This is a genomic window from Mycobacterium sp. NGS64 (assembly GCF_059812245.1).
In genome coordinates, this window is the sequence record NZ_JCALCI010000004.1 from 458,006 (window position 1) to 480,563 (window position 22,558).

22 protein-coding genes are annotated in these 22,558 nt (G+C 66.2%); 9 read left to right on the plus strand and 13 right to left on the minus strand.

The genetic code is table 11. From position 1 onward, the window contains the following. Positions 1 to 63: 63 nt before the first annotated feature. The 4 genes from AC5Y4S_RS20115 to AC5Y4S_RS20130 form a co-directional block, all read right to left on the minus strand. Positions 64 to 2,106 carry a PE family protein gene (locus AC5Y4S_RS20115; protein ID WP_500034391.1) on the minus strand — a complete coding sequence of 681 codons (2,043 nt, stop codon included), beginning with the start codon at positions 2,104 to 2,106 and terminating at the stop codon, positions 64 to 66. Positions 2,107 to 2,299: 193 nt separating this feature from the next. Then, entirely contained in the window at positions 2,300 to 3,418 is a 1,119-nt protein-coding gene (locus tag AC5Y4S_RS20120; protein ID WP_500034392.1) for a quinone-dependent dihydroorotate dehydrogenase, read from the minus strand. Next, on the minus strand, positions 3,418 to 3,624 hold the full coding sequence (locus AC5Y4S_RS20125; RefSeq protein ID WP_068108689.1) for a DUF5703 family protein: 207 nt from the start codon (positions 3,622 to 3,624) through the stop codon (positions 3,418 to 3,420). The genes AC5Y4S_RS20120 and AC5Y4S_RS20125 overlap by 1 nt, the downstream gene beginning before the upstream one ends. 53 nt (positions 3,625 to 3,677) lie before the next feature. Beyond that, positions 3,678 to 4,742, minus strand: coding sequence for a YncE family protein (locus AC5Y4S_RS20130; protein ID WP_500034631.1), 1,065 nt, complete (start codon positions 4,740 to 4,742; stop codon positions 3,678 to 3,680). A gap of 113 nt (positions 4,743 to 4,855) precedes the next feature. Between AC5Y4S_RS20130 and AC5Y4S_RS20135 the strand changes: the two genes are divergently transcribed. The 6 genes from AC5Y4S_RS20135 to mshC all read left to right on the plus strand — a co-directional run bounded on the left by AC5Y4S_RS20135 (position 4,856) and on the right by mshC (position 9,576). Further along, the gene (locus tag AC5Y4S_RS20135; RefSeq protein WP_068108438.1) at positions 4,856 to 5,158 is read left to right on the plus strand and encodes a hypothetical protein; all 303 of its coding nucleotides are present in this window, start codon (positions 4,856 to 4,858) and stop codon (positions 5,156 to 5,158) included. Between the two features lie 41 nt (positions 5,159 to 5,199). Next, a complete protein-coding gene (locus AC5Y4S_RS20140; RefSeq protein WP_500034393.1) occupies positions 5,200 to 5,979 on the plus strand; it encodes a histidine phosphatase family protein in 780 nt (259 codons plus the stop codon). Positions 5,980 to 6,042: 63 nt separating this feature from the next. Continuing rightward, a complete protein-coding gene (locus AC5Y4S_RS20145; protein ID WP_068108432.1) occupies positions 6,043 to 6,630 on the plus strand; it encodes a DUF3090 domain-containing protein in 588 nt (195 codons plus the stop codon). After that, positions 6,614 to 7,438, plus strand: coding sequence for an SCO1664 family protein (locus tag AC5Y4S_RS20150; protein ID WP_500034394.1), 825 nt, complete (start codon positions 6,614 to 6,616; stop codon positions 7,436 to 7,438). Before AC5Y4S_RS20145 ends, AC5Y4S_RS20150 begins: the two co-directional genes overlap by 17 nt. 108 nt (positions 7,439 to 7,546) lie before the next feature. Further along, a complete protein-coding gene (locus AC5Y4S_RS20155; protein ID WP_068108429.1) occupies positions 7,547 to 8,314 on the plus strand; it encodes a 3'(2'),5'-bisphosphate nucleotidase CysQ in 768 nt (255 codons plus the stop codon). A 26-nt stretch (positions 8,315 to 8,340) separates the two neighbouring features. Beyond that, positions 8,341 to 9,576 carry a cysteine--1-D-myo-inosityl 2-amino-2-deoxy-alpha-D-glucopyranoside ligase gene (gene mshC / locus AC5Y4S_RS20160; RefSeq protein WP_500034395.1) on the plus strand — a complete coding sequence of 412 codons (1,236 nt, stop codon included), beginning with the start codon at positions 8,341 to 8,343 and terminating at the stop codon, positions 9,574 to 9,576. A 12-nt stretch (positions 9,577 to 9,588) separates the two neighbouring features. On the opposite strand, the gene AC5Y4S_RS20165 is transcribed toward mshC, so the two are convergent. The 5 genes from AC5Y4S_RS20165 to AC5Y4S_RS20185 all read right to left on the minus strand — a co-directional run bounded on the left by AC5Y4S_RS20165 (position 9,589) and on the right by AC5Y4S_RS20185 (position 14,835). Beyond that, on the minus strand, positions 9,589 to 10,752 hold the full coding sequence (locus AC5Y4S_RS20165) for an NDMA-dependent alcohol dehydrogenase (RefSeq protein WP_500034396.1): 1,164 nt from the start codon (positions 10,750 to 10,752) through the stop codon (positions 9,589 to 9,591). 79 nt (positions 10,753 to 10,831) lie between these two features. After that, positions 10,832 to 11,626, minus strand: a complete 795-nt coding sequence (locus tag AC5Y4S_RS20170) for an SDR family oxidoreductase (protein WP_500034397.1) — start codon at positions 11,624 to 11,626, stop codon at positions 10,832 to 10,834. Continuing rightward, entirely contained in the window at positions 11,619 to 12,899 is a 1,281-nt protein-coding gene (locus AC5Y4S_RS20175; RefSeq protein ID WP_500034398.1) for an amidohydrolase family protein, read from the minus strand. Before AC5Y4S_RS20175 ends, AC5Y4S_RS20170 begins: the two co-directional genes overlap by 8 nt. A gap of 120 nt (positions 12,900 to 13,019) precedes the next feature. Then, on the minus strand, positions 13,020 to 13,652 hold the full coding sequence (locus tag AC5Y4S_RS20180) for a TetR/AcrR family transcriptional regulator (protein WP_500034399.1): 633 nt from the start codon (positions 13,650 to 13,652) through the stop codon (positions 13,020 to 13,022). Between the two features lie 58 nt (positions 13,653 to 13,710). Continuing rightward, complete coding sequence (locus tag AC5Y4S_RS20185) at positions 13,711 to 14,835, minus strand: NAD(P)H-dependent amine dehydrogenase family protein (RefSeq protein ID WP_500034400.1); 1,125 nt, start codon at positions 14,833 to 14,835, stop codon at positions 13,711 to 13,713. A 138-nt stretch (positions 14,836 to 14,973) separates the two neighbouring features. Here AC5Y4S_RS20185 and AC5Y4S_RS20190 point away from each other — a divergent pair, with 138 nt between their 5' ends. Continuing rightward, the gene (locus tag AC5Y4S_RS20190; protein ID WP_500034401.1) at positions 14,974 to 16,119 is read left to right on the plus strand and encodes an ABC transporter substrate-binding protein; all 1,146 of its coding nucleotides are present in this window, start codon (positions 14,974 to 14,976) and stop codon (positions 16,117 to 16,119) included. On the opposite strand, the gene AC5Y4S_RS20195 is transcribed toward AC5Y4S_RS20190, so the two are convergent. Further along, the gene (locus AC5Y4S_RS20195) at positions 16,111 to 17,169 is read right to left on the minus strand and encodes an NAD(P)H-dependent amine dehydrogenase family protein (protein ID WP_500034402.1); all 1,059 of its coding nucleotides are present in this window, start codon (positions 17,167 to 17,169) and stop codon (positions 16,111 to 16,113) included. The genes AC5Y4S_RS20190 and AC5Y4S_RS20195 overlap by 9 nt on opposite strands. A gap of 131 nt (positions 17,170 to 17,300) precedes the next feature. Here AC5Y4S_RS20195 and AC5Y4S_RS20200 point away from each other — a divergent pair, with 131 nt between their 5' ends. Continuing rightward, on the plus strand, positions 17,301 to 18,551 hold the full coding sequence (locus AC5Y4S_RS20200; RefSeq protein WP_500034403.1) for a cytochrome P450: 1,251 nt from the start codon (positions 17,301 to 17,303) through the stop codon (positions 18,549 to 18,551). 13 nt (positions 18,552 to 18,564) lie between these two features. After that, positions 18,565 to 19,629 carry an NAD(P)H-dependent amine dehydrogenase family protein gene (locus AC5Y4S_RS20205; protein WP_500034404.1) on the plus strand — a complete coding sequence of 355 codons (1,065 nt, stop codon included), beginning with the start codon at positions 18,565 to 18,567 and terminating at the stop codon, positions 19,627 to 19,629. Positions 19,630 to 19,672: 43 nt separating this feature from the next. On the opposite strand, the gene AC5Y4S_RS20210 is transcribed toward AC5Y4S_RS20205, so the two are convergent. The 3 genes from AC5Y4S_RS20210 to AC5Y4S_RS20220 all read right to left on the minus strand — a co-directional run bounded on the left by AC5Y4S_RS20210 (position 19,673) and on the right by AC5Y4S_RS20220 (position 22,479). Continuing rightward, positions 19,673 to 20,740: an NAD(P)H-dependent amine dehydrogenase family protein gene (locus tag AC5Y4S_RS20210; protein WP_500034632.1), complete on the minus strand. Its 1,068-nt coding sequence runs from the start codon at positions 20,738 to 20,740 to the stop codon at positions 19,673 to 19,675. A gap of 142 nt (positions 20,741 to 20,882) precedes the next feature. Further along, positions 20,883 to 21,686 carry an SDR family NAD(P)-dependent oxidoreductase gene (locus AC5Y4S_RS20215; protein ID WP_500034405.1) on the minus strand — a complete coding sequence of 268 codons (804 nt, stop codon included), beginning with the start codon at positions 21,684 to 21,686 and terminating at the stop codon, positions 20,883 to 20,885. A gap of 34 nt (positions 21,687 to 21,720) precedes the next feature. After that, positions 21,721 to 22,479, minus strand: coding sequence for an SDR family oxidoreductase (locus AC5Y4S_RS20220; protein ID WP_500034406.1), 759 nt, complete (start codon positions 22,477 to 22,479; stop codon positions 21,721 to 21,723). Positions 22,480 to 22,558 lie beyond the last annotated feature (79 nt).

Genomic DNA, 22,558 nt, shown 5'->3' on the forward strand with positions numbered 1-22,558 from the left:
CGCAAATGCGGGGCCCACACGCACCCAGAATGCTGGGTTTTGACCGCAGTCCGAGCGATCCGGCTAGCCGGTGGGGGTGATCGCCGCGGCTATCGCGTCCGGAATGGTGATGAACAGCGTCGGGAAGAGGCCGCCGAATTCCGTGCCGCCGAGGGTCTGGTTTATGGGGATATTGATGCCGAGAAGGTCCAACGGAATTGTGACCGTAAGCGGCTCGGGCGGAGTAAGAAGCCCGTCGAACGGCACGTGGGCTATGGCCGGCAGCGTGACAGAGCCCACCCCCGGGGCCGACACCGTGATGGGCAGCGGCAGATCCACGAGTAGCTGTCCGTTGAGGAGGCCGTCCAGGGCGAAGGCAGGCATGTCCCCGATTGCGTTCAACATTCCCAGGACGTTGCCTGTCTGCGCAGCCGCACCGAAGGCCGTCGCGCCGTAGGCGATTCCGTTCGCCATGGCGAACGGCGGGCCCAGAATTGCGAAGCCCAGCTGCAACGGCAACCCGAATACGGCCTGGCCCGCAAGGGTGACGCCTAGAGGCAAGACCGTCGTGGTTAGGGCGAAATTCGCTGTGACGTTTGCGTTGACGAGTGTGTCGATCGCGTTGGCGAAGTTGCCCAACATCATTCCCGGGATGGACCCGTGCGGGGCCAGGCTGGCCACGCCCACCGGCTGCTGTCCTATCGCTGTCAGGATCGGCAGCAAGTCGGCCACCGGGCCCTCCAACCCGACCGGTCCCGCAATGGTGACGTCGAAGACCGGCGGGAGGAGGCTGGTGACACTGCCGCTGATCGCCAAGTGGCTGGTATCGAATCCGGTGATGAACAGGTCGATCGGCGCGTGCGCCGCGTCCTGCACCGCCGCGAAGTAGTTGCCGACGGCTACGGCGTCCCGGGCCTCCGACATGTCGCGGAGCGCGGCGGGCAATGTGCCCTGCAGGTCCGAGCCCATCTTGGTGAGCGACGAGCCGACGGTCCCCCAGAAGCCGGTGGTGCCGCCGACGAAATCCTGTCCGATGGCCGCCGGGTTGAAGGTCGCAGCGCCCTGCACGGCGATCTGGACGTTCGCCGGCACGTTCGCCGGGAACCCGGGCAGGTCGTAGGTGATCGCACTCGCGATGAGCTGCGCGTAGTGGCTCTGGTTGGCGATGATCTGACTGACGATCGGGAACGGATGGCTCGCGAATTGCGCGCCCATCAGGCTCAAATTCGTCGCCGTGTGCTGGAAGAGGACGGTGTACGGGTTGGGGTAGGGGGCCGGGCTGCCGGGTGGCACCGGCGCGAACAGCCCTGGGAACAACGAATTCACCAGACCCTGCAGTAGCGGCACGTCTTGGAAGAGGCCGGTGCCAACGCCCGCAAGGTTAGAGAGCGTTACCCCGTTGCTCAGCTCGTTGGAGAAGAAGTTACCGACGTCCAGTCCGACGCCGTTGAGTGTCGGCCCCAGCAAGGCGCCGAGGGGACCCGAGGTGAGGCTCAGGCCAGGCGTTAAGTTGCCGAGGTTGAACGGTCCGAAGAAGTCGCTGAGGGTGGGGAAGGCATTGAGGATCGCCGGGTTGAGAAATAGTGAACCCAACCCGTTGGCGAATTGAGTACCGATGCTGTTGAAGGGGCCGAAGAGCTGGCTCAAGCTGCTGTTCAGGCCGCCGAGCAGCCCACCCCCACCGGTGCCCAGGCCGAGCAGTCCGTCCAGTCCGCCCAGCAGGCCGCCGCCGCCGGACGAACCGCCGAGCAGCCCGCCCCCGCCGAGCAGGCCGCCCCCGCCGAGAAGCCCGCCGAGCAGTGGGTCGGACGCTGCAGCGCCGCTCGCGGTCATCATCTGCTGCGCATTGGCGATCTCGGCGCCGAGGTAGGCCGCCGCCCCGCCGTTCAACAGGCTCACAAATTCGTTGTGAAATGCCGCCGCCTGAGCGCTCATCGCCTGGAATTGCTGCCCATATGTGCCGAACAACTCCGAGATGGCGAGCGACACGTCATCCGCGGCAGCCGTGGTGATGGCCGTGGTCTGGCCCGCCGCGGCCGCGGTGGCCTCTCGCAATGTGGAACCGAGGCCGGCCAAATCTCCGGCGACTGCCTCGACCGTTTCTGGCGCAGCAATTACAAAAGACATGGCCGTCTCCCCTCGAAGGCTCTCCCGATTAGCCAACTGAGATACCGGTCACAATGTTAACCAATTTGTGACGCGCTAAACCCGAGTTCTGCTGTTTCTAGCAGTTAGTTCCACAAATGCACAACCCGCATGGCGGGAGAGCGTATTGGCAAGGCGTTCAACCGCTTTAATTGACACGCGCCAAATAGGACGGCTATCCCGGCTCGCCAAGCCGTTCTGAGTCGCCCGTCGGTCGACCCGGGTCGATGGCCGCGGACCCCACCGCGTCGCCGAGCGAGGCGAACCCGCCGTCATGCAAGCGTCGGGCGATGCCGTCGTGAATGTGCTTGGGCCACAAGCCCCCTCCGTAGATGAAACCGGTGTAGCCCTGCAGCAGCGACGCGCCCGCGGTGATCCGCTCCCACGCGTCGTCGGCCGTCTCGATGCCGCCCACGCTGATGAGCACCAGGCGGTCACCCACCCGGCCGTAGAGCCGACGCAGCACCTCGACCGCCCTGCGCGCCACCGGCGGCCCCGAGATACCGCCCGCGCCAAGCTTTTTCACTCTCGGCGTGTTCAGTCCCTCCCGCGACACGGTGGTGTTGGTCGCGACGATCCCGGCCAGACCCAGCTCGACGGCCAGGTCGGCGATGTCGTCGACGTCGGAATCGGAAAGGTCGGGTGCGATCTTGACCAGCACCGGCGTCGACGTCGTCGAGGCCTCCAGCAGGACGCCCTGCAGGATGGGCCGCAGCGATTCCACCGCCTGCAGGTCGCGCAGCCCCGGAGTGTTCGGCGAGCTGACGTTGACCACCAGATACGACGCGAGCGGTCCCACCAGCCGGGCGCTGGCCCGATAGTCGCCGATGGCGTCGGCGGCCGCGACCGCCTTTGTCTTGCCGATGTTGACCCCGATCGGCACCTCGGGGCGGCGGTGGGTGAGGCGGATCGCCAGCGCGCCGGCGCCGCGATTGTTGAACCCCATCCGGTTCAGCAGGGCCCGGTCGGCGGGCAGCCGGAACAGGCGGGGGCCGGGGTTGCCGGGCTGCGGTTGCGCCGTGACGGTGCCCACCTCGGCGTATCCGAAACCCAACGCGCCCCAGGTGAGCAGCCCCTTGCCGTCCTTATCGAAGCCGGCGGCCAGGCCCAGCGGTCCGGGGAAACGTACCCCGAACACCGTGCTGGCCAGCACCGGGTCGGTCGGGCCGAGCCGTCGGTGCAGCGACCGCCGCGCGACGGGCAGAACCGTGACGGCGCGCAGCAGTGCGAACACCAGCGTGTGAATGCGTTCGGGCGGGAAGAGGAACAACAGCCGGCGGGTAAGCCGGTACATCACAATTCCGGTTGGTCGGGCCGCCGGCTGTCCAGACGAGTCTTCTTGCGGCGCAACAACACCCGTCGGCTGCCGTCGGTGTAGAGGCGCACCCGGGTGAGTTCCCAGCCGCGATATTCGGCCTCGATGGACAGCCGGATGGACGCGCTGAGCCGCGTCACTTCCGGCGGCAGGCGCAGCGGGATCCATTCGTATTCGTCGGACATCTCCGCTTCCCAGCCCGCCGGCAGCCGGCTCCACCGCGGCGCTTGACGGCTCGTCACGGCGTGCCCGCCGCGTGCTCGATGACCTGGACACCCGCACCCGACCCCGACACCACGTACAAGGTGCCCGACGCTTCGTCAAAAGCCAGCGAGTTGGGTTGCTGCACGGTTGGGTATCGCACCCTTTCGACGGGAATTCCGGTTGACAGATCGTAACCAATGACGACGTTCGCCGCGGTGAGGGACACCCAGGCCAGCCCCCGGGAACCGGCCAGGCCGTACGGGGACTGCCGCACCGGGTAGGCCTGCCGCAGGATCAGCGGATCGACGCCGTAGACCAGCAGCTGCCCGCCGCGGGTGTCGGCGACCAGGACGCGACCCAGCGAGTCGGCGGCCAGGGTGGTCGCGCCCTCCCCGGCACGCAGCGCCTGTTGGGCGCGTCCGTCGGCGCCGATCGTCGTCACCGAGGTCTGGCCCCGATCCAGGACCACTATCGTATTCCCTTGTGCCACAATCGCATCCACACGAGCGAAGATCTTATTGCGGCTGCTGATGGTGGCGCTGCGTACCGAGGCCGGTGTCCGGGAGGCGAAGGTGTAGAGGGCGCCGTCCGAGCTGCCCAGCACCAGCGTTCCGTCGGCTCGCTGGGCGACCGCGGTGAAGTCGACCTGCTGGGCGTTGGCGACGGGCACGCGGGTCGCGCGGCCGGCGGACAGGTCGACGACGAAGTAGCCGCCCCGGGTGGCCAGGAAGGCCGTGCCGCGGCCGTCGCCGGTCAACGCGGTCGCCGGGCCCGGCAGGTCGACCACCCGCGGCGGGGCCTGCGGGTCACCGAACTGGGTGAGGCTGGCGGGCGCCTCCGGGTCGGTCCCGGGGGCCAGGACGGCCAGTTGACGGGTGGCCCCGTCGAAGATTGCCGCGGCGCCGTGGCCGGCCAGCTGTCGCACCTTGCCGGCCGCGGGTTGCGACGCCGGCGGGGAGACTGCCGGCTGGGCGGGTTCGATCGTGGGCGGCGCACTACCGAGCGGATCGCCCGAGCAACCCACGGCGGCTACCAGCAAAAACGCCAGCGCAAGGAACGCGCCCTGGACTGCCGGTTTGTCGCCCGTATGTCGTCGCAGCAATTATTTTCCCTCGCGTCACCAATGTGAAATTCAAATTTTAGGGAACGGTTTCGCATCCAATATGGCCATGTTGCCTGCATGGGGTCGGACTGGAGAGGTATGGTCGCGTCATGACCGTCATCGTTGACCGGCATGTCGCAGACAAAGAGTTTGCTGTCGAGGACATCTCGACGGGAATCTTTGCCAGCGGGTACGGGCAGCTCGGTGATGGGCGCAGTTTCTCCTTCCACATCGAGCACCGCTCGCTCGTCGTCGAAATCTACCGCCCACGCCTCTCCGGCCCCGTTCCGCAGGCCGAGGACGTGGTCGCGCGGGCGATCCGCGGCCTGGTCGACATCGACCTCACCGACGAGCGCAGCCTGACCGCCGCCGTACGCGACTCGATCGCGCACGCCGTGCCGGTCTCCCGCTAGCGAACCAGTCGCGCCCGCCCGTACCGAGTACGGTCGTCGTCGTGACCGTCATCCTGCTCAGGCACGGCCGCTCCACCTCGAACACCGCCGGTGTGCTGGCTGGGCGGTCGGAGGGCGTCGACCTCGACGACAAGGGCCGCGAGCAGGCCGCCGGGCTGATCGACCGGATCGGCGACCTGCCGATCCGCGCGGTGGTCACCTCCCCGCTGCTGCGCTGCCGGCGCACCGTCGAGCCGCTGGCCGAAGCGCTGTGCCTCGAGCCGCTGATCGACGAGGAGCTCGCCGAGGTGGACTACGGCGACTGGACCGGCCGCAAGATCGGCGAGTTGACGAAGGAGCCGTTGTGGCGGGTGGTCCAGGCCCACCCCAGCGCGGCGGTGTTCCCCGGCGGCGAGGGCCTGGCGCAGGTCCAGGCCCGCGCTGTGGCGGCCATCCGCGCGCATGACCGGCGGCTGGCCTTAGAAATTGGCGGAGAACTCGGCGGAGCAGACGGCGCCGACGCGCTCTGGGTGGCCTGCACCCACGGTGACGTCATCAAGTCCGTCGTCGCCGACGCGTACGGCATGCACCTGGACGGGTTCCAGCGCGTCACCGCCGACCCCGGGTCGGTGACCGTGATCCGCTACACCCCGCTGCGGCCATTCGTGTTGCACGTCAACCACACGGGCGCCCGGCTGTCCGCCGCGCTGCGGGCGGGGCCCCCGCCGAAGGACGAGTCCAAGGGTGATGAGGCTCACGATGAGTCGAAAGGGGAGTCGCAAACCGGGCCGGCCGAAGCGGTGCCGACGAGCGACGCGGTGGTCGGCGGGTCGACTGATTAGTTTCGCTGCGGCGGGGCAATCGAATCGCACGGCAACGGCAACAGCCGGTATTTTGGAGGTGCCATGGCCCGCGCAATTCACGTCTTCCGCACCCCCGACCGCTTCGTGGCCGGGACCGTCGGCCAGCCCGGAAATCGCACGTTTTACATACAGGCCGTGGGCGATTCGCGGGTGGTGTCGGTGGTCTTGGAGAAGCAACAGGTCGCGGTGCTCGCGGAGCGCATCGGCGCGCTGCTGCTCGAGGTGAATCGAAGGTTCGGCACGCCGGTTCCGCCGGAGCCCGCCGAGATCGACGACCTCAGCCCGTTGATCACGCCCGTCGACGCGGAGTTCCGGGTCGGGACCATGGGCCTCGGCTGGGACTCGGAGGCGCAGACGGTGGTGGTCGAGTTGCTAGCCGTCACCGACGCCGAGTTCGACGCCTCGGTCGTGCTCGACGACACCGAGGAAGGCCCCGACGCGGTGCGGGTCTTCCTGACGCCGGAGTCGGCACGCCAATTCGCCACCCGCTCCAACCGCGTCATCTCGGCCGGCCGTCCGCCGTGCCCGCTGTGCGACGAACCGCTGGACCCCGAGGGCCACATCTGCGCGCGCACCAACGGCTACAAGCGCAGCGCGCTTCTCGGGCCCGACGATGACGCCGAGGAATAACGAGGCGCACGAGCGGGAGGTGCTGCGGGACGGCGAACTGACGGTCCTCGGACGCATCCGCTCCGCCAGCAACGCCACCTTCCTGTGCGAGTCGACGCTCGGCGAGGTCAGCGTGCACTGCGTCTACAAACCGATCTCCGGTGAGGCGCCGCTGTGGGATTTCCCGGACGGGACCCTGGCCGGGCGCGAACTCGGGGCGTACCTCGTGTCGGTGCAGTTGGGCTGGAACATCGTGCCCTACACCATCATTCGGCATGGGCCGGCGGGCCCGGGCATGCTGCAGCTGTGGATACAGCAGCCCGGTGACGCGGTGGATTCGCCCCCCACGAACCTGCCCGACCTGGTCGACCTGTTTCCCGCCGACAAACATGAGCCGGGTTATCTGCCGGTCCTGCGGGCCTACGACTACGCCGGTGACGAGGTGGTCCTGATGCACGCCGACGACATCCGGTTGTGGCGGATGGCGGTGTTCGACGTGCTGATCAACAACGCCGATCGCAAGGGCGGCCATGTCCTGCGCGACCTCGAGGGCCACATCTACGGCGTCGACCACGGGGTGTCCCTGCACGTGGAGAACAAGCTGCGGACCGTGCTGTGGGGCTGGGCCGGCAAGCCGATCGACGACAACACGTGCCAGGCGATCGCCGGGCTCGCCGAGTCCCTGGCCGGCTCGTTCGCCGACGAACTGGCCGGGCACATCACCAGCGCGGAAATTGCGGCGCTGCGCCGGCGCGCGTGCCGGCTGCTGGACAACCCGGTCATGCCGGCGCCCAACCGGCACCGCCCCATTCCCTGGCCGGCGTTCTAGTGCGGCGATCGCAAGCGCGGCGGAGCCGGGCGCAGCGGGTCGCCGCCACCGGTTAAAGCGGCCTAGGTCGTCGGCGATACTGAACCGGTGACTTCCGCGCCGGGTGAGATGACGGACGCCGCCCTCGCCGCCGATCTCGCCGCAGACGCGGGGGAGCTGTTGCTCAAGGTGCGCGACGAAATCGGTTTCGGCCATCCCTGGGCCCTCGGCGACGCGGGGGACAGCCTGGCGAACGCGTTGATCCTGCGCCGGCTGCGGGCCGAGCGGCCCGGCGACGCGGTGCTCAGCGAGGAGGCCTACGACGACCTTTCCCGGGTCAATCACGACCGGGTGTGGATCATCGACCCGCTGGACGGCACCCGCGAGTTCTCCACGCCGGGACGCGACGACTGGGCGGTCCACATCGCGCTGTGGCAGCGGCCCACCGACGGGCAGCGCGAGATCACCGACGCGGCCGTCTCGCTGCCCGCCCGTGGCAACACGGTGTACCGCAGCGACACCGTGACCGCCGGCGCCGCGCGCACCGGCATCCCCGGGACCATCCGAATCGCGGTCAGCGCCACCCGGCCACCAGCGGTGCTGTATCGCATCCGCCAGACGCTGCACATTCAGCCCGTGGCGATCGGATCTGCGGGCGCCAAGGCGATGGCCGTCATCGACGGCGACGTCGACGCGTATGTGCACGCCGGGGGGCAGTGGGAATGGGACTCGGCGGCCCCGGCCGGGGTGCTGATGGCCGCCGGCATGCATGCGTCGCGGCTGGACGGCTCGCCGCTGCGCTACAACCAGCTCGACCCGTACCTGCCCGACTTCGTCATGTGCCGCGCTGAGCTGGCGCCGATTCTGCTCGGCGCCATCCGCCAGGAATTTCGCTGATCCCGTGCGCGTTTAGAGTCGACGTTATGCAGACGTGGTCTTCCGCACAGGTCCCGGTGCTGCCGGGGCGCGGCCCGGAGCTGCGGCTGTACGACACCTCCGACCGGCAGGTGCGCCCGGTGGCGGCCGGGTCCAAGGCCACCATGTACGTCTGCGGCATCACCCCCTACGACGCCACCCACCTCGGTCACGCGGCCACCTACCTGGCCTTCGACCTGGTGCACCGGCAGTGGCTGGACCTCGGTCACGATGTGCACTACGTGCAGAACGTCACCGACATCGACGACCCCCTACTCGAACGCGCCGAGCGCGACGGCGTCGGCTGGCGCGAGCTGGGCGATCGGGAGGTCGACCTCTTCCGCCAGGACATGACGGCGCTGCGGATACTGCCGCCGCGCGAGTACGTCGGCGCGACGGAGGCGATCGCCGAAGTGGTGGAGCTCGTCGAGAAGATGCTGGCGTCGGGTGCGGCGTACGTCCTCGACGGCGACTATCCCGACATCTACTACCGGGCGGACGCCACCGTGCAGTTCGGCTACGAGTCCGGCTATGACCGCGACACCATGCTGCAGCTGTTCGCCGAGCGCGGCGGCGACCCGGACCGCGCCGGCAAGACCGACGAACTCGACGCCCTGTTGTGGCGGGCGGCGCGGCCCGGCGAGCCCAGCTGGCCCTCGCCGTTCGGCGCCGGCCGGCCCGGCTGGCACGTCGAGTGCGCGGCGATCGCGCTCAGCCGAATCGGCAGTCCCGTGGACATCCAGGGCGGCGGCAGCGACCTGATCTTCCCGCATCACGAATTCACCGCCGCCCACGCCGAATGTGTCCGCGGCGAACGCAGATTCGCCCGCCACTACGTGCACGCCGGGATGATCGGCTGGGACGGGCACAAGATGTCCAAGAGCCGCGGCAACCTGGTGCTGGTGTCGGAGCTGCGCGCCCAAGGTGTCGAGCCGGCGGCGATCCGGTTGGGGCTGTTGGCCGGGCACTACCGCGCCGACCGCTCTTGGAGCCGCCAGGTGCTCGACGAGGCGACCGAGCGGCTGGGGCGCTGGCGGGCCGCGACCGCCCTGCCCGCCGGCCCGGACGCCGCCGACGTCATCGCCCGGGTGCGCCAGTACCTTGCCGACGACCTCGACACCCCGAAAGCCCTTGCCGCGCTTGATGGTTGGACGACGGATGCGCTCGAGTACGGTGGCCATGACGCCGGGGCGCCGGTGTCTGTGGCGACCGCCGTCGACGCGCTGCTCGGGGTGCAGCTCTAGGAAGCGTTGCAACTACTCGAAGGCGATGACGCCCCGGATGTTCTTGCCGGCGCGAAGGTCTTTCATGGCCTCGTTGATGTCGTCCAGCTTGTACTTCTGGGTTACCAGCTCGTCGAGCTTGATCAGCCCCGCCTCGTACATCGATAGCAGCTTGGGCATGGCTTCGCGCGGGTTCATCTCGCCGTAGAGGGCTCCTTTGAAGGTCTTGCAGGAGTTGACCATGTCGCCGAGCATCATCGGGACCATCATGTCGGTGATCTTGGCCATTCCGGTCAGCACACAGGTTCCGCCCTTGCGCAACAACATCATCGCCGTAAAGATCAGGTCTGCGGGGACGACCCCGGGTGTGAGCACGACGCGATCGGCCATGACCCCCCAGGTGATCTCCTTGACCAGTTCCACTGCCGCACCGGCGTCGACGGCGGTGTGGGTGGCGCCGAACGTCGGCGCGATCTCACGCTTGAATTCGTTGGGGTCGACAGCGACGATGTGCTTGGCGCCCGCGATCTTGGCGCCTTGCACCGCGTTCATGCCGATTCCGCCGACACCAATCACGACGACGGTGTCACCCGCTCCCGTGCCCGCCGCGACGGATCCCGACCCGAATCCCGTTGTCACACCGCAGGACACCAGTGACGCGGCCTCCAGGGGGATCCAGTCGTTCACTTTCACCAGCGAACGCTCGGACGCCACCACGTACTCGGAGAACGTGCCGACCTGCATCATCGCCATCAGGTCCTCGTCACCGAGGTGGCGACGCCGGGTGCCGTCGGTGGTCATTGCCTTGCTGTAGATGTCGGAGCCAATGTCGCACAGGTAGCTGTAGCCGGTAGCGCACCATCGGCAGCTGCCGCAAGCAGGCAGGAACGAGATCGCCACGTGGTCACCGGGTTTGAGTGTCTTCACCTCGGGGCCGACCACTTCGACGACGCCGGAGCCCTCGTGGCCGCCGAGCATGGGGAACCATTCGGGCACGGAAAGGCCGGATGCCCGCATCATTTCTTCCATCTCCGGGGTCGGCACGCTGTCGCCGGTGTAGAAGTGCTCGTCTGAGTGGCAAATTCCCGCGTAGGCCATCTTGACCAGGACTTCACCCGCGTGGGGTGGGTCGAGCTCTACTTCGGCGACTTCCCAGTCCACGCCGACACCGCGCAACACCGCTGCCTTGGACTTCATCGTGTCTCTTTCATCTCGAACTGCCGCCCGGTCTCGGACTCGACGAGCTTGCGATCGATCAGCATTCGCGCTTCGTGGTTCACCATTTGCGAAGTTCCTTCACTGCGTCGGAGGTGCGCGGGGCAAGGGTTAGGTACGGGATGAAACTGCTGCTACCGCAACGGATCACGGAGTTGACAACCTCGGTCAGATGCTCGTGGTCAACCAGCCCGCCAAGCATGTACTTGTTCTCCATCCAGAACCGGATGGCTGCCTCCAACGCGTCGGGATCCCAGCTCGTGTTGAACTCCGTCTGCGCGTCGCCCTTGCCGCCGAGGCTGTCGCCAACGGCAAGACGGGTGAAGCCGATTTCCGGATGTTCGATGCGCCACGCCTCGACGAGTTTGTCCAACGCACCCTTGGAAACCGCGTACGCCCCTAGCAGTGGCCACGGAGTCGTATAGGACGCACTCAGCGACGATAGGTACACGGCCGAGCCGGCCGTCGCAGCCAGGTGTGGCGCAGCGGCCGCAGTGACGAGCGAAGCGCCGGTGACGTTGGTGGCGAACAGCTGCGCCCATTGTTCCGCCGTCACCTCGGACAGCGGTGCGAGCACGCCCATACCGGTCGTGTACACCAGGGCATCAAGGCCGCCTAGCGCGCCGACCGCCTCGGAGATCGCTTTCTGGCAACTGTCGGTTACGGTGACGTCGCAGGCGACCGCCACCGCACCGTTGCCCGCTTCCTTGGCCGCGTCGACCAACCGGTCGTATCGGCGCGCCAACAGCGCGACGTGCGCGCCCCGCTGTGCGAGCCCGATTCCGATGCATCGGCCCAGACCCGAGGAGGCGCCCACGACCGCGACTCGCAACGGGCGTGGTTCGTTGTCAGACATCGAGCTTCGCGCTCACGGAGCCGAGGGTTGCGCCTATGGTGCGTTCGAACCGGGCGTGGTCGAAGCTGCGGATCTCGACGTCGTGGTCACCCGCCTCGGCGCGCAGGGCGCCCACCGTGCACTGCTCGCGGGTGCGGTGTTCGAACGGGTCGAACGAATACCACCGGCAAGCGTTCTCGTAGGTGATCTTGTTGACTTCGTCGTCGGGCAGCCCGGCCATGACGAGGGCGAGTTCCTCGGCCGCCGAAGGCCACGACGAATCGGAGTGCGGGTAGTCGCACTCCCAGGCGATGTTGTCGATGCCGATGTCGTGGCGGAGCTTGATTCCGATCGGATCGGCGATGAAGCAGGTCAGGAAACGCTCCCGGAAGATTTCGCTGGGCAACTTGGAGCCAAAGTCCTGGCCGGTCCACAGGTGATGCATCTCGTAGGTGCGGTCCAGCCGATCGATGAAGTACGGAATCCAACCCGTCCCGCCTTCCGACAGCGCGAAGCGGACGTCGGGGAATTTCTTGATGACGCGCGACCAGAGTAGGTCGGCGGCCGCCGAGCACACATTCATCGGCTGCAGCGTGATCATGACGTCGATGGGGGCGTTGTCGGCCGTCATCGTGATCTTGCCCGAGGACCCCAAGTGGACCGAGAGCACCGTGTTGGTGTCCGAGAGCGCCCGCCACATCGGGTCCCAGTACTCGTCGTGGAAGCTCGGGAATCCGAGCGTGGCGGGGTTTTCGGTGAAAGTGACGGAGTGGCAGCCTTTATCGGCGTTACGACGGATCTCTTTGGCGCACAACGCCGGGTCCCAGAGCACGGGCAGTCCCATCGGTAGGAAGCGTCCCGGATAGGAGCCGCACCAGTCGTCGATGTGCCAGTCGTTGTACGCCTGAGTGACGGCGAGCGCGAGGTCCTTGTCGGGGTGGGTCGCGAACAGCCGGCCGGCAAAGCCGGGGAAGGACGGGAAGCACATCGACCCGAGCACGCCGCCCGCGTCCATGTCCTTGACTCGCTCGTGGATGTCGTAGCAGCCCGGTCGCATCTCGTCGAAGGCGGTGGGCTCGATGCCGTACTCCTCGCGCGGGCGCCCGGCCACGGCGTTGAGGCCGATGTTGGGAATGATCGCACCGTTGAACGTCCAGACCTCGGACCCGTCAGGTTGGCGGATGACTCGCGGTATCTGGTCGGCGTACTTGCTTGAGACCCTGCCCTCGAACAGGTTCGGGGGCTCGACCAGGTGGTCGTCGACGCTCACCAGGATCATGTCTTCGGGCTGCATGGGTCTCCTTGGGCAGAGGTTGAAAACGACATTATCAGCAAAGCGGAGGCACTATTTCGATTTATGGAAATATACATTTCCACCGCGGCAGCGAGCGTCCGCAACCAGCGGCTGCACCGATCACCGCCGCAGGACTTTTTGGGGTTCGACGGCAAACGAGAGCAGGAGACGGTCGAGGATTTTGGCGGCCCGCCTGCGCGCCCTGCTGGGGTTTGCGGCATGCGCCACTAGAAGCGACGCTTCCTCGAGCGCGGCGACGATCATGTGCGTCAGTTCCCCGACGGGCTGATCGTCGATGATCCCTTGAGCAATCGCTTCGCGGACCACGTCGTTGATGAGTGCAATGCTGTTGCCCTCCTGGATTTCGCGTAGCGTTTGCCAGCCCAGTACCACCGGTCCGTCGAGGAGTATCACCCGCTGCACTGCTGGCTCCTGTGCCGCTTCGAGGAACCCGTGCAGACCCCTCGTGAGCCGCTCCCAGGGGTCCGCCCCCGGCGGGGGAGCGGCGATGGACCGAAGCGTGAGGTCGTTCTCGACGTCTTCGAACACGGCGCGAAACAGCTCGGCCTTGTCCTTGAAGTGGTGGTAGAACGCGCCCCGAGTTCCGACGCCCGACTTGGTCACGATGTCGCTGATGCTCGTGTTGAAAAATCCGTATTCCACGAAGAGTTCGCGACCCGCGTCGATCAGGTCCAGACGAGTCTGCTCCCCTCGGGCCCTCCGTTCGTCGTCCGCCCCACCGCGCTTCGCCATGCCGGCGATCGTAGCAACATTCAAGTTGAATGTTGAGTGGCCCGGCCTGTTCTTTTCCTCAGCGCACGATCCCGCGAACGGTCATCAGGCCGAGCTCGGCGTGCGACTTGAAACCCGGCGGCGCGTCGCAGATTGCGGGGATCGAGTTCACGGGTTCCATCGCGGTCCAGGCGTAGCCGACATAGCCAGGCTTCGCGTGCTCTCGGGCTTCCTGGCTGCCCCGCAGGATCAGCTCGGTTCCCGGGTCGCCCTCGATCACCACGCGGTAGTGGTAATACGGCTCCCAATCAGGCTTCGGTTCGATCGCGTCGTGTTCGACGAACGAGTACAACTCGTGCAACGTGATGAATGGCCGGCCGTCCACCCACGCCGTCCACAGGTGATGTTGGGAGGCGACGGTGCCCTTCTTGATCACACCTTTAAGGCCCGGCATGTCCATGTCCGGGGTCCCCTCATAGGGAATATCGCGGGTGGCAGTGCCCAATTCCACGTCCCTGGTGAACTTTTCCACCGTTTTACCCAGTCCTTCGACGACCATCGTCAGCGACTGCGCGAACAACGACCACGCGTCCTGGAAGAGATTGCCCTTCGCGAACTCGGACGGGGTTTTTCCGAAACCCATTTCGTCCAGATACTTCAGGGTGTCCCGGTTGAAGTTCACCGCCTCATAGATGTGGATGTGGTCGGTCTTGCCGACGATCCGGGCCAGCGTCAGGACGAGCAGGTCCGCCGCATAGCCGGGGTGGATGCCGCCGCCATGAAACGACGTGCCGCCCTCTTGGCACGCCGCTTCGATCTTGTCGATGTCCGCGCTGTTGGTCTCGGTACGATGCCACCACGCGCCACCCGAGGCGACGACGCTTTTACCTCCGCGCAGCAGCCGGCAGATTTCGTCGACGTCCGACCAGAGCGGCGCGTAGAACACGCAGTCGGCGTCGAGAGCCTCCAGGGCCGCCTTGTCCGTGGTTGCGAGCACGCCTATCGGCTCCACCCCGACTAGCTCGCCCGCGTCTCTGCCGACCTTTTCTGGACGGTTGCAGAGCACTCCGACCACTTCGTAGAGAGGATTGTGTGCGAAGTGGCGCAGCGCCAACGTGCCGACATTTCCCATGCCCCACTGGATCACGCGATACCTTCGCTCGGCCGCGGGCGAGCATGATTCCAGCGGTGATGCGAGCGTCATTGCGTCTCCTTAGGGCGGCCCCCACTGGAAAGGTACACCCGCGAAATCAAGGTATGCAGATTTCGGAAACTAATGTTTCCGCCCACGGGGTGCGGGTGCTCGACGGCCTGAGCAACCTTCATCCGGTATGTTGCCGCTATGGCAGACGACGAGGTTCGCGCATATGGTTCGGTCGCTCCGTTGAAAGTTGGCTTGCTCAACGATTATCCGACCACCGGCGACACCGACAACGACAGCATCGATGCGCTATGGCTGGTGATGGATGAAGCCAGATCCTCGGGGCTCATCGACCGGCCGATCGAACTCGTCACCCGCAACGTGGTTGGCCTGCCCAATGGAACCTACCTCGCGGTCGAGCGGGCCTTCGACGAGCTTGTGGCCGAGGGCTGTCTGGCGATCTACGGGCCGTGGGTGTCGGACAACGTGGTGCCGCTGCGTTCGCATGTCGAGGCCACCGCTCGCGTTCCGATCGTCACCCTCTCGGGTTCGGAGGGTGCGCTCGGGGAGTGGTGCTTCGCGCTGAACAACGGCTCGATGGCCGAGGAGCCGGTGATGCTGGCCGCGGTGATGATCGGCGACGGCCGGTCGCGGATCGCGATTGCCTACGAGTCATCGCTGATCGGCAAGGAGTACCTCGCCTTCGCTCAGAAAGCCTACGACGCCGCCGGCTTGAACGTCGTTGCAACCGTGGCGATTCCGCAAGTGGAGGACGACAAGACCGAAGCGGTGGCAGCGCTGCGCGCGTCGGAACCCGACGCGCTGGTGCACGTCGGGTTCGGGCACGGTCTGTGGGGCTTTACGGATGCGCTTCTGGCTAATGGCTGGGATCCGCCGCGGTACACGACAACCGCCTTCGAAATGGCCCACATCAGCGCGGAGTGGATGCGCCACCTGTCCGGCTGGATCGGTCTGGACAGCTACGACGAGCGCAATACCGTCGGGCAGGCGTTCCTCGACCGGTTCGAGACCCGATACGGACGCCGGCCCGGACATTCGATGCCGGGCTTGTCGCACGACGCGGCCACCGTGATCGTGCGCGCCATCGCCGCGGCGCGCCCGCTGACCGGAGAGGGCGTGAAGAACGGGATGGAGCAGGTGAAGCTGGTCCCGTCGGCCAGCGGCGCTCCCGGAACGTTCTTGCGGTTCGGCCGGTTCATCCGACAAGGCTGGATGGGGTCCGATTATCTCGTGGCTCGCCGGGTGCTCCCGGACGGCAGTGCGCATGTCTTCCATGCGGCTCCCAGTGACCACATTGCCCGCGCGGTCACCCGACCCTCACGCTAGTTGGATCGCACCGAACACCGGCGCGGTCACGATGCCGGGCGGTTGGGCAAGCACGTAAGGGATGGCGCGAACCGCGCCCATCGCGATCATCAGGTGACCCGGGATGGCGTGCTGGCCCGGCGACGCTGAAGCGTCAGATCCGACGTCGAGCTGCAGTTCGAAGTTCGGCTGGCCTTTGATGACCGCGCGGATGAGCGGCGCCTTCTCGCCGGGCGCCAGCGGCGCCATATTCCACTGGGGAAGGTCGCGGGTGAGTACCCACTCCTCGTGTATGGCCAGCAACGGGCGCCCCGACCAGTGACCGGTCCACGAGAACCGCTGCCCGACAACCGTTCCTGCCTCGATCGTCCCCGCGAGGACCTCGATGTCATGGGGCAGCGTGGTCGCGTCGACGGTCACGTCGATGTGCGACAGGGTGATCCCGAGGACGTCGGCCGTGGCGTTGAGCGCTTGGCGGTAGGCCATGTCAAGTTTATTGATGATCGGGGAATCGACGGTGACGTCTTCCGGCGGTCTGCCCATGCCCATGAGGTCGACGAGCATCGGGCGGCTGTCGACGGCCGACACGTCGGTGGCTTCATAGAGGTCGATCCGGTCGATGGTTTTGCTCAGCCCCGTCACCGTGGCGACCAGGCGCTCGAACATGAACCCGGGGTTCTCGCCCGCTGCGTGAAACCGTGACCCGCCCTGTCGGCAGGCATCGACGAACGCGGACTCGGTTTCCGCGCCGTAGGTGGGCAAATGGTTGTACGACGTCGTGGTGATGACCGTGCTGCCCGCCGCGAGTAGCCGGCAGATGTCCTCAGCGTTCGTCTCGATCGCGTGGGCCTTGCTGGCCGCGTGCACGACGACATCGGCGCCCAGCGCGATGATCTCGTCCTTGTCCGCCGTGGCGATCACGCCCGTTGTCGGCGGCAGCCCGCACAGCGCGCCGGCATCAAGACCGCTTTTTGCCGGGTCGTACACGAGCACACCGACCAGTTGATAATGAGGATTCTCAATGAGCTCCTGCAGCGCGGCGCGACCAACCGCACCCGTCGCCCATTGCACGACTCGAGTAACCAATCGAACGCTCCAGGTTGTGCTTTCGCAGTTTGCCCGTCTTCTGGTTCGTTCAACCTACATGATGTACGTTTGCAACCGACAGCATGTAGGTTGATCAAACGGGCGCGAGGTGGCAGGTGGTCGAGCCGGCGGTTACTGACGACTTCGAGACGATCCGGGCGCAGCGCATCCGCGAGGCACAGGAGAAGTTCAACGCCGGGATGGGCGCCGACGGCGACGCGACCCCCTATCCGTTGCTGCGGGAGCTGCGCAAGAAGGCGCCCGTCCACCCAGGCTGGCCGGAGATGGGCGTCCCCGAGGACGGGCCGGGGGGCAAGAAGACCTTCACGGCGTACTCGTTCGACGCCGTCAAAGCCGTCTTCACGGACAATCTCACCTTCAGCACCCGAATCTACGAAGACATGGTGCGGCCCCTGCAGGGACCGACCATCCTGGAGATGCAGGAGCCGGAGCACGCCACCTACCGCCGGTTGCACGAGTTCGCTTTCGCCAAGTCCTCGATGAAACGCTGGGACTCCGAACTGGTAGGGCCGCTGGTGGATTGCACCGTCGCGAAGTTCCGCGACGACAAGCGTGCCGACTTGGTCGACGCGGTGTTCATGCCGATCCCGGTGCGGATCATCGCGGCGCTTCTCGGATTGCCGGAATCCGATATCGGAGAGTTTCACCGGCTGGCGATCGACCTGCTCGGCTTTCGTGCCGACATGGAGACTGCCATGAAAGCGTCGGCGGAGATGAAGGAGTACTTCGTCGGCGTGCTCGCCGACCGACGCAAGTCGCCGAAGGACGACATGGTGACCATCCTGTCGCAGGCCGAGATCGACGGCGTCAAGATGTCCGACGAGCAAATCTACGGATTCATGCGCAATCTTCTGCCCGCCGGAGCGGAGACAACGTCGCGATCGACAGCGAGCCTCGCGTTGGCACTGTTGACCCACACCGACCAGCTCGACGCGGTGCGCGCCGACCGCAGTCTGTTGCCGCAGGCGATCGAGGAGGGCATCCGGTGGGAGACGCCCCTGCTGAACTTCATCCGGGAGGTCAGCACCGACACCGAATTCTTCGGGCTGGACATCCCGAAGGGATCGACCATGATGGTGAACCTCGGCAGCGCCAACCATGACGAGACGCGCTGGGCGGACGCCGAGTCATTCAATATCTTCCGGGAGCGCAAGCCGCACATCGGGTTCGGTCACGGGGCGCACCTGTGCCTGGGAATGCACTTGGCACGGTTGGAGAGCACCAAGTTCTTCAACGCGCTCTTCGACCAACTTCCGGGCCTGCGCCTCGATCCCGACGCCCCGCCGCCCTATGTGAGCGGCACGATGTTCCGTTCGCCGCCGCGGCTGGACGTGGTATGGGATTGAGGTTCGCCTGAACATGACGCGTGTGATCCAATGGGCGACCGGGGTGACCGGCATGATGTCGCTGCGCCACGTGTTGGCCCGGCCGGACCTGGAATTGGTCGCGGTGCGGGTGTACGACCCGGCCAAAGCCGGCGTCGACGCGGGCACCCTGTGCGGGGCTCCCGAGGCGGGCGTGCTGACCTCTGCCGACCGCGACGCCGTGATCGCCGCCGACGCTGACGTCGTGCTGTACATGGGAAAGGTCGAAACCGACACGCCCGGCTGCTTCGCCGATGTGTGCGACTTGCTGGCTTCGGGCAAGAACGTGGTGGCCACCGGCAGCCGGTTCATCCATCCCCGCTCGCTGCACGAATCGCTGGCCGACGGCATCGAAAAGGCTTGCAGTGCGGGCGGTTCATCCTTTCTCGGGCTCGGCCTCTACCCGGGCTTCGTCGGTGAGTCGCTGGCGCCGATCCTGTCGCGGCTCACCGAGCGCACCAGCCGCATTAGTGTGCGCGAGGTGCTGAACTACTCGACCTACGCCAGCCACGACCTGATTTTCAACGCGATGGGTTTTGGTCATGCACCGGACGACACGACGCCCTTGCTGACTAACACCGACTACGCCGCGAGCGCATGGATCGGCAGCGCGACGGTGCTCGCGCAGGCCCTCGGGCTGGAAATCCGCTCCATCGAGGGCTTCCGTGAGGTCGCGACGACACCGAGGGCGCTGACGGTGGCGGCCGGGGAGATCCCCGCGGGAACCGTGGGGGCCATGCGATTTGGTGTGGTGGTCGACTGCGGCGAAACCACGATTGCGGTCGAACATCTCACCAGAATGGCCGACGATCTGGCCCCCGACTGGCCGACGGAAATCGGTTATGCGGTGACCTTCGAGGGCAGGCCCAACATGAGTTTCCATCTCGTAATCGGCTCGCACGACGAGGATCACGCCGAGCAGGGTTGCCTGGCAACCGCCATGCATGCCATCAACGCCATCCCGGCCGTGATTGCGGCCGAGCCGGGGCTCTACGACCTCTCGACAATCGCCCCGTTCGTTGCGCACTGGACCGAGTGCGGCGCCGTGCCCACGACGTAAAAGGTGTGCACCGCGTAACAGCGAGCACAGTCGCCTCCACGCGTCAGTGTGCGATGACGGGCCCGCCGCCAAAACCCGTGTAGCTGCGGATCAGTGGCAGATCCGCCATGGTTGCGAAACCCGCGGGCGCGGAACATATTGCGGGTATCGCATTGACGACTTGCAGCGCAACAGCGACGAGGCCTGCCCGCACATGCTCCGCGACCGACGCCGGCCGCGAGAAGCTGGCGAGGCACAAGAAGTGCACGCGCATAGACGGGTCCCCTTCCAGCGTGAGTGTCCACCCGTCATCCGGTTTTGGCCAATGTTCCGGGTACTCGCCGCCCACCGTCCATAGCGTCTCGAATTCGATGAGCGGCTCGCCGTTGCGCTGCCCGACGAAATTCCAGCGCTGACCGGCAGTTGTGCCCGCGCGTATCTTATGGTCGAAGATCTGGAAGTCCTTGGTGGCCGGCACCGCGTCGACGGTGACGATGACATCGTCGATCGCGGCGTTCAAAGTATCGGCGATGAACCAGGTCTGCTGGGTGAACAGGGCGGTGTTGAAGGTTAGGAACTCGTTGGCCGTCGGGCTGATGTCCTCGGTCGGTCTCCCGAACCACATTCCGTCGAAAGTGATGTCGGTGCTCTCCCATAGTGACCAGTCGGCCCGCTCCTGCAGTGTGAACCGATCGATCGAGCGGCTCATCCCCGACAGCGCTAACGGCAGGACACCAGACAGGTTGCCCGGGTTGAGACCGCTGGCGTGGATCGTGCTGTTGCCCTTCTGACAGGCCGCGAGCAGCCGCCGGCGGTCGGCTTCGCCGATGCGCTGCGGGTGGAACAGAAACGAAACGGTCGCAACGTTTTTCCCACTCTCCAGAAGCGCGCACACATCGTCGAGGCTGGTGAACGACGGCGCGTAGAGCACGACGTCGGCGTCCATCGCGAGGATTTCGGCGACATCAGTGGTGGCGGTGACGCCAATTGGGCTTTGGCCAACCAGCGTGCCCACGTCGACACCGTTCTTAGCCTCGGAATACACTCGCGCCCCGACCAGCTCGAGATCGGGCCGATGGTCGAGGATCGTCTTGATCATCTCGGTGCCGACGGCACCGGTGGCCCACTGGATGACTCGAAGCCGTCGGGATCTCGCGGTCAATTTCTGGACTCCCTTCAAACCCTGGTGAGGGCCCTTACTCTAGCCGTGCCGGTAATCTTTACTCTCACGTTGCGTGGGGTCACGTTCTCAACCCGGGGCGTCCTCAGCTCCGCTAGATGAAGTCCGACCCGCCGTCGACGTTGACGGTGGCTCCGGTCACGTAGCCGTTTCGCCGTGACGCCAGATATGCGGTGACGGACGCAATCTCTTCGGGCAACCCGGCACGACCGATGTCACAGGGATGCCCGTAGGTCTTCTCGACCCACCTCATCACATCCTTCGGATCGGACGAGTCCAGCCCATCTGCGGCCAGCACATCGCGAAGTATCTCGGTGAAACTAGCCGTTACGATGGTGCCCGGGCATACGCAGTTAACCAGGATACCTTCGGCGCCAAGGCTTTTAGATAAGTTCTTGGTAAAGCTCGACAGTGCCGATTTGCTAGCCGTATAGGCGACCAGACGCGGGCTCTGGCGCTGGATCGAGTGTGCCGAGAGGGTAACGATGCGAGCCCAGTCGGCCGATCGCAACAATGGCAGTGCGGCGCGGACCGAGCGCACTGCGGAGAGCGTGCCGAGATCGAATGCCGCGTGCCAGTCGTCGTCGTCAAGCTCCTCGAACGCGCCGGCGTTAGGACCGACCGTGTGCACCAGGACATTCAGGCGGCCCCAGGCATCACCAACGGCTGCGAACCCCGCTGCGATGGACTCGGCGTCGGCCATGTCGACGCTGATCGCCAGCACCTCAGGGGCGCCCGCCCGCCGGATTTGCTCTGCAGCTGCGTCCAACGTGGTCCGACCGCGTGCCATGATTGCCACCGAAGCGCCCTCGGCCCCGAGGCTCTCGGCGATCGCCAGGCCCATCCCCTTGCTGCCTCCGCTCACGACCGCCGTCGCACCCTCGAAGCCAAGGTCCATTGACCTGTCCTTTCGTACAGTTGCCGATGAAGCGCTACTGGCCCTTTACGATTCGGGGAGCAAGATGCACGATTTCGCTGACCACAGTGGGGTTCGCACGCGAAACGGCGATCAGGGAAAGCATTGCGTTGGCCACGTCCACGACGGCGGACATCTTGGCGGGAATCTGGCCTTTCTGCGCCCAGGACCGGTACAGACCGGCCAGCAGGTCGCGGTCGGCGCCGCGCAGGATCTCGGTGTCTTCGGTGGGACCGACGCTCACCCGAATCACCGCGAGGTCGGGATGCTCGGCCCGCCAGGACCGCAGGATCTCGTCGAGCGCGGCCTTGCTCGCGTGGTAGGCGGCAACGCCTGCGCGGGGCCGGCCGACGTCGTGGCTCGACGCGACGACGACCACCGCGTTGTCCGCCAAGTGTGGCAGGGCCGCTCGCAGCACGTGGGAGGCGCCGACGGCGTTAACGGAGTACGCATGCAGCCAAGTCTGCACGTCAGTGTCCTCGATCAGCGCGAACGGCACCACGGCACTGGTGAACACCACCGCGTCGAGCCCGCCGAACTTGGCGGCGACGTCGCCGATGACGGATTCGATGGCTCGCGGGTCGGACACGTCGAGCTCGTATGCCGAGCCGTCGAGCCGATCGGCAAGTTTCGATAGCCGGTCCAACCGCCGAGCGGCGAGTGCCACCTTGGCGCCCCTGGCGTGGGCGGCATTCGCCAACGCCTGCCCGATGCCGGAGGACGCTCCGATGATCAGCATCCGCGTCCCAGCGATGTTGGAGTGCCGGTCGTTCATTTCCCCGCTTCTTTGATTAACTGATGATTGAGGTTACCGCGATTCTCGCATATGAGAATTAACATTATCGATAGCGTGG

Excerpts from the sequence above, each read along its gene's own strand:
- AC5Y4S_RS20115 (WP_500034391.1), bottom strand. The coding sequence starts at position 2,106 with ATGTCTTTTGTAATTGCTGCGCCAGAAACGGTCGAGGCAGTCGCCGGA.
- AC5Y4S_RS20120 (WP_500034392.1), bottom strand. The coding sequence starts at position 3,418 with ATGTACCGGCTTACCCGCCGGCTGTTGTTCCTCTTCCCGCCCGAACGC.
- AC5Y4S_RS20125 (WP_068108689.1), bottom strand. The coding sequence starts at position 3,624 with ATGTCCGACGAATACGAATGGATCCCGCTGCGCCTGCCGCCGGAAGTG.
- AC5Y4S_RS20135 (WP_068108438.1), top strand. The coding sequence starts at position 4,856 with ATGACCGTCATCGTTGACCGGCATGTCGCAGACAAAGAGTTTGCTGTC.
- AC5Y4S_RS20145 (WP_068108432.1), top strand. The coding sequence starts at position 6,043 with ATGGCCCGCGCAATTCACGTCTTCCGCACCCCCGACCGCTTCGTGGCC.
- AC5Y4S_RS20150 (WP_500034394.1), top strand. The coding sequence starts at position 6,614 with ATGACGCCGAGGAATAACGAGGCGCACGAGCGGGAGGTGCTGCGGGAC.
- AC5Y4S_RS20155 (WP_068108429.1), top strand. The coding sequence starts at position 7,547 with ATGACGGACGCCGCCCTCGCCGCCGATCTCGCCGCAGACGCGGGGGAG.
- mshC (WP_500034395.1), top strand. The coding sequence starts at position 8,341 with ATGCAGACGTGGTCTTCCGCACAGGTCCCGGTGCTGCCGGGGCGCGGC.
- AC5Y4S_RS20165 (WP_500034396.1), bottom strand. The coding sequence starts at position 10,752 with ATGAAGTCCAAGGCAGCGGTGTTGCGCGGTGTCGGCGTGGACTGGGAA.
- AC5Y4S_RS20170 (WP_500034397.1), bottom strand. The coding sequence starts at position 11,626 with ATGTCTGACAACGAACCACGCCCGTTGCGAGTCGCGGTCGTGGGCGCC.
- AC5Y4S_RS20175 (WP_500034398.1), bottom strand. The coding sequence starts at position 12,899 with ATGCAGCCCGAAGACATGATCCTGGTGAGCGTCGACGACCACCTGGTC.
- AC5Y4S_RS20180 (WP_500034399.1), bottom strand. The coding sequence starts at position 13,652 with ATGGCGAAGCGCGGTGGGGCGGACGACGAACGGAGGGCCCGAGGGGAG.
- AC5Y4S_RS20185 (WP_500034400.1), bottom strand. The coding sequence starts at position 14,835 with ATGACGCTCGCATCACCGCTGGAATCATGCTCGCCCGCGGCCGAGCGA.
- AC5Y4S_RS20190 (WP_500034401.1), top strand. The coding sequence starts at position 14,974 with ATGGCAGACGACGAGGTTCGCGCATATGGTTCGGTCGCTCCGTTGAAA.
- AC5Y4S_RS20205 (WP_500034404.1), top strand. The coding sequence starts at position 18,565 with ATGACGCGTGTGATCCAATGGGCGACCGGGGTGACCGGCATGATGTCG.
- AC5Y4S_RS20215 (WP_500034405.1), bottom strand. The coding sequence starts at position 21,686 with ATGGACCTTGGCTTCGAGGGTGCGACGGCGGTCGTGAGCGGAGGCAGC.
- AC5Y4S_RS20220 (WP_500034406.1), bottom strand. The coding sequence starts at position 22,479 with ATGAACGACCGGCACTCCAACATCGCTGGGACGCGGATGCTGATCATC.